The following is an 18,845-nucleotide window of genomic DNA, read 5'->3' as shown; positions in this document are numbered from 1 at the left end:
GCAGAGGGGGGTGCTGTCCCGCCAGCATCGTGAGATTGTCCGCCTAGGAGAGAAACACCCTCTCGAACGCCTGCCTGCCCGTCGGCGAGAACACCACGGCGCGGCTGTCCTTTTCGCGCCGGGCCCATTTCTCGGCGATGATCTTGTCGAGGATGGCGGCGCCCAGCGTGCCGGCGAGATGCGAGCGCCGCACGCTCCAGTCGAGGCAGGCGCGGCACACCGGCCGCCGCGCCTTGGCATGGGTCTCGATGCCGAGCGCGGAAAAATGCGAGACGCCGGATGACGAGAGCCTGATCTCGTTGTCCTCGCGCAGCAAAAGTTTCCTGTCGAAGAGCCGGTCGAGCATCGCCACCGCCTGCTCGCCGGCGAGGTGATCGTAACAAACGCGCGCCACGCGCATGGCCACGTCGCGCGGGCCGGGGCGCACACGCTTCGGGCCGACCGCCTCGGCGACGCCGATGATCGCCTCGATCATGCCGGCCACCTGCGCGCTGGCAAGGCCGTAATAGCGGTGGCGCCCCTGGCTGGCCAAGGTCAGCAGCCCGCCATCCATCAGCTTGGACAGATGCGAGGAAGCGGTGGGCAGCGATACGCCGGCCTCGAGCGCCAGTTCCGACGCCGTCAGCGCCGTGCCGCCCATCAACGCGTTCAGCATGTTGGCGCGGGCCGGGTCGCCGACCAGGCTGGCGATGCGGGCGATGTCCGGTCCTTCACGCATGGTTCGATCCTTATCGAAGCATTCCCGTCAGGGAAGCACTATTGTCCAGTCAGCTCAAGCAGCCCGGCAAACTCTCCTGACAGGAAGATGCCTAGCACAATGACGCAAGCGATGTTTCGACCGGGATCGAACCGTCGTCGTCGAAGAACCAACCAGACGAGGAGACCGACATGACCATCACCTGCTTCATCCGCTACGAGATCGATCCGTTCGGCAAGGCGGCGTTCGAGCAATATGCGCGCGCCTGGGGTCAGGCCATTCCGCGTTGCGGCGCCGACCTGATCGGCTACTACGCCCCGCACGAAGGCTCGGCCACTACGGCCTATGCCGCCTACAACGTCGAGAGCCTCGCGGACTATGAAGTCTATCGCGCGCGGCTTGCCGCCGACCCGGCCGGCAAGGCAAACTACGAATTCGCGCGGCGCGAGAAATTCATCCTCAAGGAGGACCGCGTCTTCCTGAAGCTGGTGTCCGGCCCGCATGGTCCGCGGCAGGTCTTTCGCACCGACGTGACGGTCAGGGAAGGGATGGAGGCATGATCGCAGTCATCTTCGAAGTGGAGCCGGCGGAAGGCAAGCGCGACGCCTATCTCGGCATCGCCGCGGAGCTTAAGCCCCTGCTCGACGGCATAGACGGTTTCATTTCGGTCGAGCGCTTCCAGAGCCTTGCCGATCCCAGGCGAGTGCTGTCGCTGTCCTTCTGGCGCGACGAGGAAGCGGTGAAAGCCTGGCGCAACACCGAGGAGCACCGCCAGGCGCAGAAGGCGGGGCGGGGCGGCATCTTTGCCGGCTACCGTCTGCGCATCGCCCATGTCGTGCGCGACTACGGGATGACCGAAAGGGCGGAAGCGCCAAGGGATAGCCGCGCGGTGAATGGGTGAACGCGCCTTCCCTTACCCCCTTGCGGGAGAACGGAAAACCTAAGCGTTCCCGATCAGCACGCCCGCCCCGAACACCAGCGCGCCGCCCAGCACCACCTGAAAGGCGGCGCGCCAGAAGGGGGTCTGCATGTAGCGGTTCTGGACGAAAGCGATCGCCCAGAGCTCGAAGAACACCACCACCGCCGCCACGGCGGTGGCCGTCCAGAAGTGCGGGATCAGATAGGGCAGCGCGTGGCCGAGGCCGCCCAGCGAAGTCATCAGGCCGACCGTCAGCCCACGCTTGATCGGCGAGCCGCGCCCCGACAGCTTGCCGTCGTCGGAGGCGACCTCGGTGAAACCCATCGAGATGCCGGCGCCGATCGAGGCGGCGAGGCCGACCAGAAGCGTCTGCCAGGTGTCGTGCGTGGCGAATGCCGCGGCGAAGATCGGCGCCAGCGTCGACACCGAGCCGTCCATCAGCCCGGCCAGCCCGGGCTGCACATAGGTGAGGATGAACTGGCGCTGCTCGGCGCTCGCCTCCTCGACCTTGACCGTGCCCGGCACATGCTCCTGCTCCAATTCATGCGCCGAGCTCTCATGGCCCTGCTCGGCCACGGCGAGATCGTCGAGCAGCTTTCGCGTCGAGGCGTCGGTGGTGCGCTTGGCCGCCTCTACATAGAAGCGATAGGCCTGCTGCTCCATGGCCTCCGCCTGGCGCCGCACATGCTCGATGCCGAGCGGCTTCACCAGCCAGTCGGGCTTGCGCTCGAAATAGCCTTTCACATGCTCGCGCCGGATCAGCGGGATGCGCTCGCCGAAGCGCTTGCGGTAAAGCTCGATCAGCGAATCGCGATGGCCGTCCTCTTCCTCGGCCATCGCCTCGAACACTTTCGCCGATTGCGGAAAGTCCTGCGCCAGGCCATCGGCATAGGCGCGGTAGATGCGTCCGTCATCCTCCTCGGAAGAGATCGCCAGCGCCAGGATCTCCTGCTCCGACAGCGAATCGAACGAACGGCGGCCAAAGCCGAAAACACGAGAAAGCATGATGGGATCACTCTAGTTTAGAATAATTCTAAACTAGGATCTTGCTTGCCGGACGTCAATTGCGAACGGCACGGGCCGCGACGCGAATGGGTGATCCAGCGGAACCCGGCCCAACTCTTCATTATTGCCGAATGTTCGCCTATATAGCTTGCAACCACCAAAATTGAAGGAATCCCCGGCATGACGAACAAAAAGCCCCCGCACACATTCGATGCCAAACCGGTTCTCGATCTTATCGCCAGCATCGAGGCCGACCTGCAGCGCCTGAAGGGCCTCGTCGAAGAACAGCTCGAAAAATTCGACCCGGCCAACCCGCACAACAAGACGCCGGATGGCAAGCTGACCGAGGAAGGCGCCGAATGCTGCTACCGCATGTTCGATGAAGGCAAGTCGCGCTACACGGTTTCCCAGCAGATGAAGATATCCTTCGCCGCCGCCACCCACCGCTTCAACTCCTGGCGCAAGCTCGGCGGCAGCAAAAGGACAAAGACGCTGCTGGGATGAGCGGTCGCCGACAGGGCGAAATGTCGGCGGGACAGCCTCCCTCTGGCTTGCCGGCCATCTCCCCCGCGAGGGGAAAGATTAGATGTTTCGGCGTCCCGCCCATTCTTGCGACCTAGGAGATTGGCGAAAGCCGGCGTGCCGTCTGATCTCCCCCCTTGTGGAGGAGATGTCCGGCAGGACAGAGGGGCCGCGCGAAGGAACGCCAGCTTCCAAAATTGCCAAACCAACCTTGTCTCCGTCACATTTTTTCGTTGGCGCGCCGGGATGATTTCCGTGCACCATGGCGGGACTCATCCTGCGAGGCCCTTCATGACCACCCTCCCCGGCATCTCCGACATCCGCGCCGCCGCGGCGCGGCTTTCCGGCTTGACCGTCGAAACGCCGCTGATCGAGTCGCCCGAGCTCAACAAGCGCTATGGCGGCCGCATCCTGTTCAAGCCCGAGACGCTGCAGCGCACCGGCTCCTTCAAGATCCGCGGCGCCTACAACAAGCTGTCGAGCCTGAGCGAGGAGGAGCGCGGCCGTGGAGTCGTGGCCTTCTCCTCGGGCAACCACGCGCAAGGGGTGGCGGCCTCCGCCGCCATGTTCGGCGTCAAGGCGGTGATCGCCATGCCGGCCGACGCGCCGGCGCTCAAGATTGGCAATGTCCGCAAGCTGGGCGCCGAGGTGGTGCCGTTCGACCGCTTCAAGGATGACCGCATGGCCGTTGTCCGCCCCTATATCGAGAAGGGCATGGTGCTGGTGCCGCCCTTCGACGATCCGGCCATCATTGCCGGCCAGGGCACGATCGGCCTGGAGCTGATGAAGCAGGCGAAAGCGCTCGGCGCAGCGCTCGACGCCGTCGTCGTGCCTTGCGGCGGCGGCGGCCTGTCGAGCGGTATCTCGGTCGCCGTCAAGGACGCTTCGCCGCGAACCGCCGTCTGGGCGGTCGAGCCCGAGCATTTCGACGACACGCGTCGCTCGCTGGCCAAGGGCGAGCGGGTCGCGAACGATCCCGGCCATAGCTCGATCTGCGATGCGCTGCTGACCGCCGAGCCCGGCGCCATCACCTTCGAGATAAACCGCCGGAATCTCGCCGGCGGCATTGCCGTCTCCGAAGACGCGGTCAGACAGGCGATGCGCGACGCCATGGCCCATCTCAAGCTGGTGGTCGAGCCCGGCGGCTGCGTCGCGTTTGCCGCGCTCTCCTCCGGCGAGATCGACCTCGCCGGCAAATGCGTTGCCGTCGTGCTCTCCGGCGGCAATGTCGATCTCGTCACCTATGCCGGGATCATGGCGGCTGCATAAAGCGCCGCGCCGCGATCATCCGCTCGCCAGCGCCTGTTCGAGATAGTCGCTGAAGGCGCGCGCCTTTTGCGAAGGGCGCCGTCCAGCCGGGAACACGACGTAAGCCGCTACAGGGTCGAGACGGTAGTCTGCCAGGAGCTCTACCAGTGCACCGGAGACAAGCTCCTCCGCGCACATCCATGTCGAGGCGATTGCGATGCCGAGGCCCGCGCTCGCGCAAGCGAGGACGCCTACGGTCGAACGGGTCCGCACGCGGGGATTGACGGGTTGGATCTCGCCGATGCCGTCCCGATGCGCGTTCCAGTTCTGCTCGTTCATGTCGCTGGGCCCGCTGATGAGATGATGCCGGCTGAGCTCGGCGAGGGTCTTCGGAATACCGTACCGGGCGAGGTAGGTGGGCGAGGCGACGAATAGGCGCCGGGCGGTGGCGAGCTTGCGCGCCACGAAGCTGGAATCCGGCTGTTCGCCAAGGCGAAGCGCCATGTCGGCGCCTTCCGCGATGAGGTTCTCGTAACGGTCGGACATCATGAGATCGATCTTCAGCAAGGGATGGTTGTCGAGGAAGGCAAGCAGCCGCGGCACTATCTGCCGCGCTCCGAAACCTTGCGACAGCGCCACGCGCAGTGTGCCGGACAGCCTGTCGGCGCTACGGGCGGCGTTTTCCGCCTCTTCGACCCCGGCAAGCGCTTCTCGGGCGCGAGACAACAGAGCCTCGCCCGCGTCGGTAAGCGAGAGTTGGCGAGTGGTCCGGGTAAGCAGCTTGACGCCCAGCCGCTCCTCAAGCGCGGCCACTGTCCGCGAGACGGAAGGTTGCGACAGCCCGAACTCCCTGGCCACCTTGGAAAAACTGCCCGTCTCGACGGTGCGGACAAAGATCGCCAGTTGCTGAAATCGGTCATTCATACGAGAGACGTATATATCATATGAACCCGGCGGCGCTACCGGTCGCTCGACGCATGATTTACCTCCTCAGCAACACGCCGCGTGGCGGCGATGAGCGAAGGAGAAGATCATGAACGAGCTGAAGGACAAGGTAGCGATCGTGACCGGCGCGTCAAAGGGCATAGGTGCGGCGATAGCGCGTCGGTTTGCCAAGGCGGGCGCCGCCGTGATGGTCAATTACGCTTCGAGCAAGGAGGATGCGGACCGGGTGGTCGCAGACATCCTGCGCGAAGGTGGCAAGGCCGTGGCGGTCCAGGCGGATGTCAGCAACAGCGCCGACGTGAAGCGGCTCTTTGCCGAGACCAAGGCGACGTTCGGGACGCCCAGCATCCTCGTCAACAATGCCGGCGTGTACCGCTTCGAGCCGCTGGAGGACGTGACGGAAGCCGAGTTCCATCGTCAGTTCAACACCAACGTGCTGAGCACGATCCTCACGACACAGGAAGCGGCAAGGGCCTTTGACGGTCATGGCGGCAGCGTCATCAATCTCAGCACCATTTCGAGCACCAATCCGGTGCCGAACTCCGTCGTCTATTCAGCCTCCAAGAGCGCCGTGGATTCGATCACCAGGGCACTCGCCAACGAGTTGGCCACCCGCAGGATTCGCGTCAACGCGATCGCACCGGGCATGACGGAAACCGAAGGCCTCGCAGTCGTGGGCATCGATGACGAAACCGCCAAGAACATCGGAGCGACTTTGCCGATGGGCCGGGTGGGGCAGCCCGACGACATCGCCCGCGTCGCCGTCTTCCTGGCTTCCGACCAGTCAGCCTGGCTGACGGGTGAGCGCATCACTGCCTCCGGCGGCCAGCGTTAGCCGTTCGCCCGGAGTGAACTCCGCATCGATCTTGCAAAGTGTTGCGGCAATGGAATGGGCACGTCCGCCTGCCTCGACATCTTCATTGTTGTTCCGGAATGCAGCGGAGAACGCTCATCGCCGGCACCTCTTGCAGAAGGTCGGCATCCGAAGCCCTCACGACAGCGGACGTGCCCATCCCAACGAACGATGCCGGCTTGTCAGCTGGAGCGGACATCCGCGGTCCTGAGACCATTCGAACTGCGCGGCGACCGTCCCGTCACCCGGCTGAACACGCGAGAGAAAGCGGCGCCGCTCTGGTAGCCGACCTGCAAGGCCACGCTCTTGACCGGCTTACCCCTGGCAAGAAGCTGACGTGCGACCGTCATGCGCCAGACCGTCAGATAGTCGATAGGCGTCTGGCCGATCCGTGTCCGGAAATGCTCGGCGAACCGCGTGCGTGACATGCCGGCGATCCCGGCGAGATCTTCCAGGGTCCATGGCTTCCCGGGCGCATCGTGCATTGCCGTCAGCACCCTGGCAAGGCGCGGATCGCCGAGTCCGGCGAGCACGCCGGTCGCTACCCGGCCGCTGTCGGTGACGTGTCGCACGATCAGGATCAGGAGGTAGTCCAACAGCTGGTCGAGCGCCACCTGGCGGCCACTCAGTTCGGAGAATGCTTCGCCGATCAGCAGATCGCAGACCGGCGCCAGCGCGGGATGCGACGCGAGCGGCAGGACCACGAGTTCGGGCAGGCCCTGTCCGATCGGGTTGCCCTCGGCGCCGCCGAGCTCGACGGTCGCGCAAACGAGATCGGCGCCGCGGTCCGGATCAACCGTGAAACTGTGGACGCGGCCACGAGGAAAAAACAGGAGGGATGGCTCATCAAGCTGGAGGTCGACCTGGCCGGCCCGGGCGAGCGTGAGCACGCCTCCCTTGAGAAGGTGCAAGTGGCCTTCATCGGTGAAGTGCCTCGTCTCGCAAAGGTTACCGGTGAAGAAGGTCCGGGCTCTCGGCGTGACGTGGTCGAACAGGGCAGCGAAGGGATCCATTGGGACGATCGGCAACGTATTTGGCACCAACCATCACCTTTAATCCGACATACAGAGCAGTGCAAGCCCGCAATGTTACAGAAAAGGACCCCTCACATGCCCCGTATCGCTCCCATCGAAACTGCCCATGCCGATCCCGGCGTTAAGGCCACGTTGTCGGCCGTCAAGACCAAGATCGGCATGGTGCCGAACCTATTCTCGACTTTTGCGCGATCGCCCGCGGTGCTCAACGGCTATGTTGCCTTCTCCGATGCGCTCGGCAAAGGCGTGCTGACCGCCAAGCAGCGGGAGATCGTTGCGCTCGCCATTGGGCAGGCGAACGAGTGCGAGTACTGCCTCTCGGCGCACACGCTGATGGGCAAGGGCGCCGGCCTGTCGCCGGAAGGCATCCGCAGGGCCCGCGAGGGCAAGGCGGAAACCGCCATCGACGCCGTCATCGCATCGTTCGCGCGCCGCGTGCTTGAGAAGCGCGGGCAGGTCACGGACGCCGAAGTTGCCGCCGTGCGTTCGGCTGGTCTTGACGACGCCCGCATCATCGAGGTGATCGCGAACGTCGCGATCAACGTGCTGACCAACTACACCAACAACGTGGCGCTGACCGATATCGACTTTCCCAAGGTCGATGTCGCGCTGCGACCTGCCGCCTGATCCCGAAGGGCGTGGCGCTCGATCCTTGGGCGCCGCGCTCATCAGCAATCACACGGTCCACGGCCTGTGCAGGCCTCCTCAATAGCAGCGTGTCATGAATATTCGTTTCGTCACCAACACCGCTCAGGCCTTGCTCGACTACCTCGTCGCGCTGAGCCTGATTGCCATGCCGTTCCTCGTCGGGCTCCGCCATCCGGAACGCCACGGGATTGCAATCTTCGTCCTGCCCTGTTGGCTGCAGGTTGTCGTCGACCGCCTCGTCAGCGGCGTATTCATCGTTGTTCCGTTCGTGCTCGGCTTCCAAGGTCTCGAAGTCTGGTACTACTGGGCGAAAGTGAGATCCGGTCCGCGCTTGAGCCAACCTGGGGATTGTGCCGGCCGAGGATCAAAGAATGGCGGCGCAGCTTGAATCGGTGGCGGCCGACGTCCCGCCCGCAATCGGTTGCTTCGGCCTGAGACGGAACGGCGGGTGTATGGAGATGCCTCTCAAGGGATGAAGTCGGTGTCCTGCGGCAGGTGCGCTGTTTGCGCTGCATCGCACCGGCCAGGCTCAAATTGCTCGCCGTCACTTCGGATCGGCCACGTGGTGCAGTGGCTGCACACTCAAGATAAGGACCTCTCACATGACCCGTATCGCCCTCGTCCACACATCCCATGCCGACGCCGCCTCGGGCGGGCAGCACTAGCCGCTTGCCCGGGAGCGAGTTCGGCATCGAAGTGTTGCGGCAAGCAGGCGGCCGAATCCGTCGGCCGCGATATGTCCAGTGTCAATTTCCATAACTATAGCGGAGAACCCTCATGCCCCAACCAGAACATTTTGATTTTCTGATCCTCGGCAGCGGCCAGGGCGGCAAGGCGCTTGCCTGGCATCTGGGCCGGTCCGGCCAGCGCGTCGCGGTCGTCGAGCGCCGATGGGTCGGCGGCTCCTGTCCCGCGGTGGCCTGCATGCCCAGCAAGAATGAGGTGTGGAGCGCGCGGGTCGCCTACCTGTCCTACAACGCCGGCCAGTTCGGCACGTCGACCGGTCCCGTCTCGACCGACATGGCGAAGGTTCGCCGGCGCAAGCAGGAGATGGTCGATCGCGAGATCGCCTTCCACCTCGATGCCTATAAGACCAGCGGCGCGGAGCTGATCATGGGCAGCGGCCGCTTCGTTGGACAAAAGACGATCGAAGTTGCGCTGAACGACGGCGGCACGCGGGTGCTCACCGGCGACAAGGTCGTCATCAATGTCGGCACGCATGCGGCGATTCCCGGCATTCCCGGTCTCGAGCAAGCCCAGCCGCTCACCCATATCAGCGCCCTCGAGCTCGACATCCTGCCGCCGCATCTCATCGTGCTCGGCGGCGGCTATGTCGGCCTCGAATTGGCGCAGGCCTATCGCCGCTTCGGCAGCCGGGTGACGGTGATCGAAGCCGGGCCTCAGCTTATCGGCCGGGAGGATCGCGACGTCGCCGACGAGATGCGGAAACTTCTCGAGGACGAAGGCATCGAGTTCTTTGTCGGCACCGAGCCGCTTGGCGTGCATGGCCGCTCCGGCGAACAGGTCAGCGTGACCATACGCACGGCTTCGGGCAAGCGGACGATCGAGGGCAGCCATCTGCTCGCTGCCGTCGGGCGCGTGCCGAACACCGCCGGCATTGGCCTCGAAGAGGCCGGCGTGGCGCTGGACAGCCGTGGCTTCATCCGGGTCAACGAGCGGCTGGAGACCGTCGCGCCCGATGTCTGGGCGCTCGGCGAATGCGCCGGCAGTCCGCAATTCACGCATGTCTCGGTCGACGATTTCCGCATCATCCGGGACAATCTGGCCGGCGGCCATCGCACGACACGCGACCGGCTGGTGCCCTACACCATGTTCACCGATCCGCCGCTCGCCCGCGTCGGCTTGAGCGAGGGCGAAGCGCAGCGCCAGGGCGTCATCGTGCGCGTCGCCAAGCTGCCGATGAGCGCCGTGCTGCGCACCGAAGCGACGGACGAAAAGCAGGGTTTTATGAAGGTGGTCGTGGCCGGCGATGACGACAATATCCTCGGCTTCACGATGATCGGCTCCGAGGCAGGCGAGGTGCTGGCGGCGGTGCAGACGGCGATGCTGGCGAACCTGCCTTATCCGAAGCTGCGCGACGCCGTCATCACGCATTTGACGATCGCGGAGGGACTTGGGCCCCTGCTGGCGAACCTGCCGCCGAGATCCGGACAATAGGTTGGAAGCTTCATCCCGGGGAGCCACCGGAGAGACAAATAACCGAGGAGGAAATTATCATGAAGGCAATCGTGGTGACGGACCAGGCCGCGGGAACGGCCGGGATGACGCTGGTGGAGCGGCCCGAGCCGCAGGCAGCGATAAACGACGTCGTGGTTCAGGTTCATGCGTCGGGATTCGTCCCGACCGAGCTGGCGTGGCCCTCGACCTGGACCGATCGCCGCGACCGTGACCGAACACCGTCGATCCCCGGGCACGAGCTGGCCGGCGTGGTCACCGCCCTCGGCTATGGCACGACGGGGCTGTCGGTGGGACAGCGGGTGTTCGGCCTCGCCGACTGGTATCGCGACGGCACCCTGGCGCAGTATATCGCCATCGAGGCGCGCAACCTCGCGCCGCTGCCGGGCGACGTCGACTTCACGGTGGGCGCGAGCCTGCCGATCTCGGGCCTGACCGCCTGGCAGGGGCTGTTCGAGCACGGCCGCCTCCGGGCCGGGCAGAGCGTGCTTGCGCATGGCGCGGCCGGCGCGGTCGGGTCGATGGTGACGCAACTCGCGCGAGAGGCCGGCGCCTACGTCATCGGCACCGGACGCGCCGCCGACCGTCAGGCGGTGCTCGACTTCGGCGCGAGAGAGTTCATCGACCTCGGCAATGACGCCCTGCAAGACGCCGGCAAAGTCGATCTGGTGTTCGACGTCATCGGCGGCGACATCGGTAAGCGGTCCGCAGGCATGGTTCGGGCCGGAGGAACGCTGGTGTCCGTCGTCGGGCCGGTAGAGGCGCGGCCCGCTGACGGCCTGGCGGTCGACTTCGTCGTCGAGTCCGATCGTGCCCAGTTGAGCGAGATCGTCCAGCGGGTGCGGGACGGACGTCTGCGGACGAACATCGGCAACGTCTCCACCCTCGACGATGCCGTCGCCGCCTTCAACCCCACCGAGCGGCGCAAGGGAAAGACGATCATCCGCGTTCGTCCGTGAGCACGAACGGTTCTGCCCTCCTCATGGATAGAACATGCCGTTCATCGATATCCGGTTCTGGCCACAACAAGGCCGTTCGAGCCACTCTCGCTCGCCCCTTGCAATTGTCCTCCGCCCCTAATGCAGCGGCGGCGAGGGGCTTTCAAGTTGTCGCGCGGTTGGACCCGCTTTGGGGCCGCCAGCCGACTGTCCGCTCATGGGCGCCGAGGGTTGATTGCTGCCGTAAAGCGGCTGAGCTCGACGGCGGCTTCTGGCTCAGAGCGGACGCTCGCGCTGTCAAGCTACCACGGCTATCCTTGATCAAAGGTACCGGCAGTATGAGGATATTGACTTGTAATGCAGCAAGCTGTTGAACAGCACACTTGAGCGGTGGGGCCGGCGTGAAAAGCAATCTCTCCTACAGCCGGAGCATTCTGGCGATGGAAGACAAGGAACTCGAGGTCTTTGTCCACCGCTGGGTGGCTCGCCAGATCAAGAAGTACCCAGATCATCATCTTTTCGGGAACGCGAATGACCTGGGTCGCGATGCCGTAGGGTTTCGCACGCTGGACCGACATGACGGCGAATGGGACAACTACCAGTGCAAGATGCTCAGCAAGCGCGTCGACGACGCCATGATGTATGAGGAAATCGCAAAGATCCTCTTCCATGCCTCGGAAGGCGAGTTTACGCCGCCGGCGGCCTATTTCTTCGTCGCTCCGAAGGGCTTCAACCGCAAAGCCGAGAAGCTCCTCTTCAGCCCCAGCTCGTTCAAGCAGCAAATGCTGGACGAATGGGACGCACGATGCGCTCGACGCATCCGCACGGGCCCGCCCGTTGTCCTCACCGACAAGCTCCGCGCAGTCATCGGAGCCTACCCCTTCCAGAACATCGCCGGCATTGACCTGCCGAAGATCCTCACGATGGACGATATCAACCTTGTCCTCGCCGACGCGTTTGGAGACGATCCGGGTGAAGCGCCGTCGGGCGTCGTTCCAACCGATATCTCGTCTGACGAGGGCTACGTGCAACAGCTCATTGGTGTCTACTCCGATAGCGAGGGCCGCCCCTTCGCCGATGCGGCAGAAATCCTTCGTCACGCGAGCCATGGCCCTGACCTGACTATGCAGCGGCGGCGGTACTTCGAAGCCGATGCCTTCCGCCGCCACTTCCGCGACAACATCGATCCGCAGCACGTAGAGAAGTTTACCGACGAAATCCTCTACGGCGTTTTCGGTGTGCATTCGCAGACGACGGGCCTGGGACGAGTGCGGGACGTGATGACTGCGGCCGGCTCGCTTCCAATCTCCGGCATCTTTGGCCGGCACAATCGAGCCAACGTTTTGGTCAAGCAGGGTACCTGCCATCACCTCGCCAATGACGGGGTACTGCCGTGGAAACGCTGAGGCATATCCCAACGCCGGTCTTCAACGGTTCGGTCGAGACCGGTCTTCGTTCGCTCATCTTGCTGGAAGCGTTCTATCCGGAAAAGCTCGATCTCGATTCCCTGGCGCTGCTCGATTACTTCGTCGTCCACACCGCCGATCTGGGCGGCCCCGATAGCCTTCACCCGGCGCTGCCGGAGCGTGTCGGGGAGTATCGGGTTCGCCGCACGCTGATACAGGAAGCGTTGCACATGCTGTTGCGGGTGAGCCTGATCGAGGTTGTTGAGGCCGCCGACGGCATCAGCTTCGTCTCGGGCGATCACGCACCGGCCTTCGTGAAGCTCCTGAACTCGGACTACAATCGGGACCTTTCGGACCGCGCGAGCTGGCTCGCCGGCCGCGTCCATGACGACGGCGCAGCCGCCTTTGCCTCGATGCGGGATCTGATCGATCGGTGGAGCCTCGAATTCCAGACAGAAGCGGGGCTGCCGAATGGCTGATCGATCGCCATTGATGCAGCTCGAACACCTCACCTACACCGGGTCCGGCCTCGCGACCGTAGGAATCGCGTTCAACGACGACCTGTCGATCCTGTGGGGTGGCTCCAACACGGGCAAGACCTATACCGTGGCCACGCTCAACTTCATGTTCGGCGGGGAAACGCCGGAGACGCCGCCCGAAGGCGACAAGTACGAGTCGGCCTTGCTCGGCCTCTCGTTTGCGGACGGCACCAGCGTCACGCTGCGACGTGCGCTGCGCGGGGGTGACATCGAGGTTTTCGACGGTCTAGCTCCGGATGGCATCCCGGACGGTCGAGAAAGCCAGGTCCTCGATCCGGTTCATGGCAAGGGTGGCAAGTCCAAGGACGGCAGCCTGTCGGAGTTCCTGCTCGCCAAAGTGGGTTTGGGGACGATCAAGATCGCCTCGACCCAGGCGGCCAAGCTCGACACCTTCAGCTTCCGCTTCTTCATGCCCTACGTGCTGGTCACCGAGGACCGGATGCTCAGCGGCAAGTCGCCTACCGAGATCAATCCCAAGAGCAGCGATACGCTCAACAAGAACGCGTTCAGGTTCCTTCTGACCGGCCGGGACGATTCCGCCATCGCCAAGATTCCGGACAAGAAGACGCTCGACGCGGGCAAGACGGGCAAGCTCCAGCTGCTCGACGAGATGATCGCCGACCTTGACCGCGAACTGGGTACTCGCAATGTACCCGAGCTGGTCGCACAGCGCGATCGCCTGCAATCTCATCTTGAGACAATCGGCGAGGACTTGGCGGACGCCCAGGAGCGGATTGACGAGCTGTCTGTGCTGCGACGTGAAGCCTTAAACGCCCAGGGCGAGGCCGAAGCCCACGCCGCGCAGCTGAGGGCAATGCGGCAACGGTTTCTCGACCTCAAGAGTACGTATGAGACCGATATCCGCCGACTCGAGGCGATCGAGGAAGGCGGCTTCCTGCTGCAGCGGTTCGAAGACCAGCCGTGCCCGCTCTGCGGAGCGTTGCCCGGTCATCAGCACAAGCCTCACCCGCTGGGGGATGTGGACCTGCAGCTCACGGCCGCGCGGGCGGAGATCGCCAAGATCCGACGGGACATGAGTGATCTCGAAGTCACCCTCGCCAGCTTGACGGCCGAAGCCGAAGGGCTCGAGAACCGCGGCCGCACACTCAGCGCCGAAGCCCGCGGGCACTTCGAGGAAATTCAACGCCTCAGGCCGAGAGAGGCGAACCTGCGCACGGGCTATACTGGCGACGTTACGCTGTTCGAGGGAATCGATCGCGTCATTGCCCTGTCGGTTCGACGCAGCGATCTCGACGCCAAGCGGGCGGCTATTGCGACGGTCAAGCACGGCAAGCAGAAGGCGGCCGGGCTCACGATCGGGATCGACGGGCCGACCGGACACAAGTTTGCCCAGATCGTTCAACAGGTGCTGGACGTCTGGGGGTATCCTGGGCTCGAGGCGGTCACGTGGAATGACAAGACCTACGACATTGCCATCAATGGTAAGGCTCGCGGCCGCAACGGCAAGGGCGTCAAGGCGCTGCTGCATTCCGCGTTCTCGGTCGCCTACGCGGTCTATTGCAAGGGCGAGGGGCTGCCTCACCCTGGGTTCTTGGTACTGGACTCGCCGCTGCTCACGTACCGGGAAGAGCTGGACGACGACGAGCCGCTGACCGATGAGGAGCGAGCGATCGCCGCGACGTCGCTCGACGAGCGCTTCTACAAGCATCTCGCTTCGGTTTCGAGCTTTTGCCAGATCTACATCATCGAGAACAAAACGCCGCCCAAGGAGTTCATGCCCCGGACGATCGTGTTCTCGAAAGCCGGCAGGCGAGGGCTTTTCCCGGTGTTGGGTACCTGACACTTTCGATGCTGACTGCGCCGTGGCAACAGGCCATGCAATCGCGATTTACTCACGGGCGTCGGATGCGTTCATAGCCAGCAACCGTGATGTGGGCACTAGGATATCGGCAACGGATGAACTCCGCGTGATTGGTGAGGTCCGCTTGTGGCGCATTGCGGCCATTCGTCGAAACGAGCTTGAACGCCCGCTTCTGGCTGATTGTACACTTCACGCGCACGTCCGCCATAGGCGCAAAGCAGCCATTGCCTGGCTCGGGGCCTGATCCGGCTTAGAACATGCCGTTCATCGATGTCCGGTTCTGACCACAACAAAGGACCGTCTCGACCCACTCCCGCTCGCCCCGCGTTGTCCTCCGCCCCTAATCCAGCGTCCGCCTGAACCGCACCAGGGCCACGCCGGCAAACAGCGCCACGAACACCACCAGCCAGCCGATCTCGGTCGCCACCGCTGGGAGCTGCGCGCCCTTCAGCATCACCGCGCGGGTGATGCGCAGGAAATGTGTCAGCGGAAAGATCTCGCCAAAGGTCTGCGCCCAGCCCGGCATGCCGCGATAGGGGAACATGAAGCCCGACAGCATGATCGAGGGCAGGAAGAAGAAAAACGTGAGCTGCAGCGCCTGCATCTGGGTGCGCGCGATCGTCGAGATCGTGTAGCCGAGCAGCACCAGCGACAGCACGAACACCAGCACCGCTGACAACAACAGAGAAAGCGAGCCAGTGAAGGGGATGGCAAACAGAAGCTTCGCCGCGGCCAGCACCACCACCACTTGCACCGCGCCCACCACCAGATAGGGCAGCACCTTGCCCAGCATGATCTCCAGCGGGCTCGACGGCATGGCCAGAAGGTTTTCCATCGTGCCGCGCTCGGTCTCGCGCGTCAGCGCGATCGAGGTCATCATCACCATCGTCATCTGCAGGATGACGCCGAGCAGGCCGGGCACGATGTTGTATTGCGAGATGCCCTCGGGATTGTAGCGCCGGTGCACGACGACATCGAGCTGGCCGCGCGCCGCCTCCTTGGCGGTCTCCTGCGTGCCTTGCGCCCTGAGCAGCGCCTGGCCGGCCACGGTGCCCAGCGTCGAGATCGCGCCACTGGCCACCGCCGGATCGGTGGCGTCGGCCTCGATCAGGATCTGCGGATTGTCGCCGCGCTCCACCCGTCGGGCGAAATCGGCGGGAATGGTGACGACGAAGGAGACATCGCCGCGCGACATCAGGAATTCGGCCTCGTCCGCGCTTTGCGCGACATGGTCGAAGCGGTAGTAGCCCGTCGTCTGCAGCGCCGAGACCATGGCGCGCGTATAGGGATCGCTGCTGGTCGCCACAAGAGCTGCCGGCAGGCTCTTCGGGTCGTTGTTGATCGCATAGCCGAACAGCACCAGCTGGATCAGCGGCACGCCCAGCATCATGGCGAAGGTGATGCGGTCGCGCCGCATCTGGATGAATTCCTTGATCAGCAGCGCGCCCAGCCTGGCGAAGGAGAAGACCGCGTTCATGCCATGTTGTCCTTCGAGCCGGACATGAACTGGATGAACACATCCTCGAGGCTTGTCTCGCCGGGCTTCACCGTGACGCCCTTATGCTCCTTCTCGACATCGGCGAGCGCCTTTTCGAGCGCCGCCTTGTCGGAGCCGACGACATGCAGCGTGGCGCCGAACGGCGCCACCTGGTCGACGCCCGGACGGCCCTGCAGGGCCTCGGCCACCTGGTCGAGCCGCGGCCCCTGCAGCACGAAAGTGGTCAGCCCGGCATTCTTCACCACCTCGTCCACCGTGCCGGTGGCAAGCATCTTGCCGTAGGAGATGTAGCTGATGCGGTGGCAGCGCTCGGCCTCGTCCATGTAATGGGTGGAAACGAGCACGGTCAGCCCGCCGCCGGCCAGCCGATGGATCTCGTCCCAGAACTCGCGCCGCGCCTTCGGGTCGACGCCGGCCGTCGGCTCGTCGAGCAGGAGCAGCTTCGGCTTGTGCATGATGCAGGCGGCCAGCGCCAGCCGCTGCTTCCAGCCGCCGGAAAGCGTGCCGGCCAGCTGGTCGCGGCGGCTCGCCAGGCCGAGCTCCTGAAGCGTGCGCGCGACATACTCCTCGACAGGCCTCAGCCGGTAGAGTCGCGCCACGAATTCGAGATTCTCGCCGATCGTCAAATCCTCGTAGAACGAGAATTTCTGCGTCATGTAGCCGACTTCGCGCTTGATCTTGAGCGCGTCGGTGCGGATGTCGAAGCCCAGCACCGTGCCGTCGCCTTCGTCCGGCGTGAGCAGCCCGCACATGATGCGGATGGTCGTCGTCTTGCCCGAGCCGTTCGGCCCCAGGAAGCCGACGATCTCGCCCTCGGCCACCGTCATCGTCACATGGTCGACGACGGTCTTGTCGCCGAAGCGCTTGACCAGGCCGCGAACGTCGATTGCGTTCATTGCCCGAGATCCGCGAGATCGACATCGACGATCTGGCCGGGCTGCAAGGGCCCGGCATTGCCGTCCGGCCGCGCTTCGACCAGATAGACCAGCTTCTGCCGGTTCTCGAGCGAATAGATCACCGGCGGCGTGAACTCCGGATCGGGCGAGACATAGCTGACGCGTGCCTTAAGCCCCGTCCCGCAGCCGTCGCAATGGACGTTGAGCTCGGTGCCGACCTTGACCGACGAGAAGGCGCTTTCCGGCACATAGACGCTGAGCTTCACGGCGCCGTCCGGCAGCACCGAGATCACCGGAGCGGTCGGCCCTGCGGTGTCGCCGGGATTGCGGATGACGTCGTTGACGTGCCCGGGCGAGGGTGCCGTCAGCACCCGCTTCGACAGCCGCCACTCGGCCTGCTCCAGGGTCGACTGCGCCTGCTTGACCTGGTTGTCGGCGGCCTTGATGGTCTCGGCCCGCGCCGGCAGATTGCCGACGGCGAGATTGGCTTCCGCCTGGCCGACCTGGGCCGTGGCGGTCTCCAGCGAAGCCGAGGCGGTGTCGTAGTCGGCCTGGGTGCCGGTGCCGCGCTTGTAGAGATCGCTGGCACGGTCATATTTGCGCTTGGCGTCGGCGGCCTGGGCTTTTGCCATGTCGACCTCGGCCTTGAGCACCGCGATTTCCTCGGGGCGCTTGCCGACCTGCAGGTCGGCAAGCTGGGCCTGCGCCTGCGCCAACGCCGCCTGCGCTTGCGCGACCTCGATCTTGGCGTCGGCGTCCTCGAGCGTCGCCACCGGCGTGCCGCTCTCGACGCGGTCGCCGCGCCTGACCGTCACCGTCGCCACCTGGGCCACTTCGATCGGCGCCATCAGCACATATTCGCCTTCGACATAGCCGACGGCCAAGGGCGCCGCCGGCGCGCAGGCGCCGAACAATTGGGCCGCGAGCGGCAGCGAACAGAGAAAGCTCATGATTTGCCCTTCTTGCCGGCGCGCGCATCGCGTGCCGCCAGCATCGCCCTGAGGTTGTCGGTCGTGACTGCCACCACCTTGGCGGCCTCTTCATTGCCGATCCCGCGCCAGCCCATCCGGCGCATCACCGCCTCGCGGCCGATGCGGAAATAGATGACCTGGCCGATCATGGTGAAGACGGTGAGCTTGGTCGCCTCGCTCTCGGCCGGCTCGCCGGTCGCCTGTTCCCAGATCTGGCACAGCCGCCGGTGCGTCGGCTCGAACACGCCGGCATAGATGCGGTCGAGCGCGGCGGTCGGATGCGAGAGCTCGCGAAGTACGAATTGTACGATCTCGCCGGCCTGCGGACTGGCCACGACGAAGCCCACCATCCGTTCGAGCGCTGCGAAAAGCTGGGCGCGGGCGGCTTCCGGTTCCGGCGGCGCGGCGGCCTGATCGCCGCCCAGCGCCTGGCCGGCGATCCCCTGGATGGTGTCGACGATAAAATCGGCGGCGGCGGCGCGCAGGCCTTCCTTGCCGCCGAAATGATAGGCGATCGAGCCGATATTGGCCTTGGCCTCGGCCGCGATCTCGCGCGTCGAGGTGCCGTCGAAACCTTGCCGCCCGAACAGCTTGAGCGCCGCGTGCACCAGCGCAGTGCGCGTCTGCTCGGCGGTGGTGGCCTCGCGCGGCTGCCTTTTTATGCTTGGCTGCTTGTTCATATTCAGACTTTAATCATTCGATTGATTA

20 protein-coding genes are annotated in these 18,845 nt (G+C 64.6%); 12 read left to right on the top strand and 8 right to left on the bottom strand.

Going from position 1 to position 18,845, the window contains the following annotated elements:
- Nucleotides 1–43: 43 nt before the first annotated feature.
- Nucleotides 44–718, bottom strand: a complete 675-nt coding sequence (locus tag FJ414_RS19200; RefSeq protein WP_140645924.1) for a winged helix-turn-helix domain-containing protein — start codon at nucleotides 716–718, stop codon at nucleotides 44–46.
- 170 nt (nucleotides 719–888) lie between these two features.
- Between FJ414_RS19200 and FJ414_RS19195 the strand changes: the two genes are divergently transcribed.
- A complete protein-coding gene (locus tag FJ414_RS19195) occupies nucleotides 889–1,257 on the top strand; it encodes an NIPSNAP family protein (RefSeq protein ID WP_140645923.1) in 369 nt (122 codons plus the stop codon).
- Complete coding sequence (locus FJ414_RS19190) at nucleotides 1,254–1,598, top strand: antibiotic biosynthesis monooxygenase (RefSeq protein WP_140645922.1); 345 nt, start codon at nucleotides 1,254–1,256, stop codon at nucleotides 1,596–1,598. Before FJ414_RS19195 ends, FJ414_RS19190 begins: the two co-directional genes overlap by 4 nt.
- Nucleotides 1,599–1,637: 39 nt before the next feature.
- On the opposite strand, the gene mbfA is transcribed toward FJ414_RS19190, so the two are convergent.
- Complete coding sequence (gene mbfA / locus FJ414_RS19185; RefSeq protein WP_140645921.1) at nucleotides 1,638–2,621, bottom strand: iron exporter MbfA; 984 nt, start codon at nucleotides 2,619–2,621, stop codon at nucleotides 1,638–1,640.
- A 180-nt stretch (nucleotides 2,622–2,801) separates the two neighbouring features.
- Between mbfA and FJ414_RS19180 the strand changes: the two genes are divergently transcribed.
- Both FJ414_RS19180 and FJ414_RS19170 read left to right on the top strand, forming a co-directional pair.
- Nucleotides 2,802–3,125: a hypothetical protein gene (locus FJ414_RS19180; protein WP_140645920.1), complete on the top strand. Its 324-nt coding sequence runs from the start codon at nucleotides 2,802–2,804 to the stop codon at nucleotides 3,123–3,125.
- Between the two features lie 309 nt (nucleotides 3,126–3,434).
- Nucleotides 3,435–4,412, top strand: a complete 978-nt coding sequence (locus FJ414_RS19170; RefSeq protein WP_140645919.1) for a threonine/serine dehydratase — start codon at nucleotides 3,435–3,437, stop codon at nucleotides 4,410–4,412.
- A gap of 15 nt (nucleotides 4,413–4,427) precedes the next feature.
- Here the strand turns inward: FJ414_RS19170 and FJ414_RS19165 are convergent, their stop codons facing one another.
- Complete coding sequence (locus tag FJ414_RS19165; RefSeq protein ID WP_140645918.1) at nucleotides 4,428–5,315, bottom strand: LysR family transcriptional regulator; 888 nt, start codon at nucleotides 5,313–5,315, stop codon at nucleotides 4,428–4,430.
- A gap of 109 nt (nucleotides 5,316–5,424) precedes the next feature.
- On the opposite strand from FJ414_RS19165, the gene FJ414_RS19160 reads away from it, so the two are divergent.
- Nucleotides 5,425–6,171 (top strand): glucose 1-dehydrogenase, encoded by a 747-nt coding sequence (locus FJ414_RS19160; RefSeq protein WP_140645917.1) that lies wholly within the window; start codon nucleotides 5,425–5,427, stop codon nucleotides 6,169–6,171.
- 200 nt (nucleotides 6,172–6,371) lie between these two features.
- Here the strand turns inward: FJ414_RS19160 and FJ414_RS19155 are convergent, their stop codons facing one another.
- Entirely contained in the window at nucleotides 6,372–7,202 is an 831-nt protein-coding gene (locus tag FJ414_RS19155; protein ID WP_140645916.1) for an AraC family transcriptional regulator, read from the bottom strand.
- Between the two features lie 96 nt (nucleotides 7,203–7,298).
- On the opposite strand from FJ414_RS19155, the gene FJ414_RS19150 reads away from it, so the two are divergent.
- The 7 genes from FJ414_RS19150 (at nucleotide 7,299) to FJ414_RS19120 (ending at nucleotide 14,751) form a co-directional block, all read left to right on the top strand.
- On the top strand, nucleotides 7,299–7,850 hold the full coding sequence (locus FJ414_RS19150) for a carboxymuconolactone decarboxylase family protein (protein ID WP_140645915.1): 552 nt from the start codon (nucleotides 7,299–7,301) through the stop codon (nucleotides 7,848–7,850).
- A gap of 94 nt (nucleotides 7,851–7,944) precedes the next feature.
- Nucleotides 7,945–8,259 (top strand): hypothetical protein, encoded by a 315-nt coding sequence (locus tag FJ414_RS19145; protein WP_140645914.1) that lies wholly within the window; start codon nucleotides 7,945–7,947, stop codon nucleotides 8,257–8,259.
- A gap of 389 nt (nucleotides 8,260–8,648) precedes the next feature.
- A complete protein-coding gene (locus FJ414_RS19140; protein WP_140645913.1) occupies nucleotides 8,649–10,049 on the top strand; it encodes a mercuric reductase in 1,401 nt (466 codons plus the stop codon).
- Nucleotides 10,050–10,108: 59 nt separating this feature from the next.
- On the top strand, nucleotides 10,109–11,026 hold the full coding sequence (locus tag FJ414_RS19135) for an NADP-dependent oxidoreductase (protein ID WP_140645912.1): 918 nt from the start codon (nucleotides 10,109–10,111) through the stop codon (nucleotides 11,024–11,026).
- A gap of 380 nt (nucleotides 11,027–11,406) precedes the next feature.
- Entirely contained in the window at nucleotides 11,407–12,411 is a 1,005-nt protein-coding gene (locus tag FJ414_RS19130; protein ID WP_140645911.1) for an ABC-three component system protein, read from the top strand.
- Entirely contained in the window at nucleotides 12,399–12,890 is a 492-nt protein-coding gene (locus FJ414_RS19125; protein ID WP_348640013.1) for an ABC-three component system middle component 2, read from the top strand. The genes FJ414_RS19130 and FJ414_RS19125 overlap by 13 nt, the downstream gene beginning before the upstream one ends.
- A complete protein-coding gene (locus FJ414_RS19120; protein ID WP_140645909.1) occupies nucleotides 12,883–14,751 on the top strand; it encodes a hypothetical protein in 1,869 nt (622 codons plus the stop codon). The genes FJ414_RS19125 and FJ414_RS19120 overlap by 8 nt, the downstream gene beginning before the upstream one ends.
- Nucleotides 14,752–15,112: 361 nt before the next feature.
- Here the strand turns inward: FJ414_RS19120 and FJ414_RS19115 are convergent, their stop codons facing one another.
- The 4 genes from FJ414_RS19115 to FJ414_RS19100 are packed head-to-tail and all read right to left on the bottom strand — an operon-like array spanning nucleotide 15,113 to nucleotide 18,817.
- Nucleotides 15,113–16,249 (bottom strand): ABC transporter permease, encoded by a 1,137-nt coding sequence (locus FJ414_RS19115; RefSeq protein WP_140645908.1) that lies wholly within the window; start codon nucleotides 16,247–16,249, stop codon nucleotides 15,113–15,115.
- A complete protein-coding gene (locus FJ414_RS19110) occupies nucleotides 16,246–17,166 on the bottom strand; it encodes an ABC transporter ATP-binding protein (protein ID WP_140645907.1) in 921 nt (306 codons plus the stop codon). The genes FJ414_RS19115 and FJ414_RS19110 overlap by 4 nt, the downstream gene beginning before the upstream one ends.
- A complete protein-coding gene (locus FJ414_RS19105) occupies nucleotides 17,163–18,116 on the bottom strand; it encodes an HlyD family efflux transporter periplasmic adaptor subunit (protein WP_140645906.1) in 954 nt (317 codons plus the stop codon). The genes FJ414_RS19110 and FJ414_RS19105 overlap by 4 nt, the downstream gene beginning before the upstream one ends.
- Nucleotides 18,113–18,817 carry a DUF1956 domain-containing protein gene (locus tag FJ414_RS19100; protein ID WP_140645905.1) on the bottom strand — a complete coding sequence of 235 codons (705 nt, stop codon included), beginning with the start codon at nucleotides 18,815–18,817 and terminating at the stop codon, nucleotides 18,113–18,115. Before FJ414_RS19100 ends, FJ414_RS19105 begins: the two co-directional genes overlap by 4 nt.
- Nucleotides 18,818–18,845: the final 28 nt, after the last annotated feature.

Source organism: Mesorhizobium sp. B3-1-6 (assembly GCF_006439555.1).
GTDB lineage: Bacteria > Pseudomonadota > Alphaproteobacteria > Rhizobiales > Rhizobiaceae > Mesorhizobium.
The sequence above is the reverse complement of the archived record's forward strand: the minus strand, read 5'-3'. Positions and strand labels throughout refer to the sequence as shown.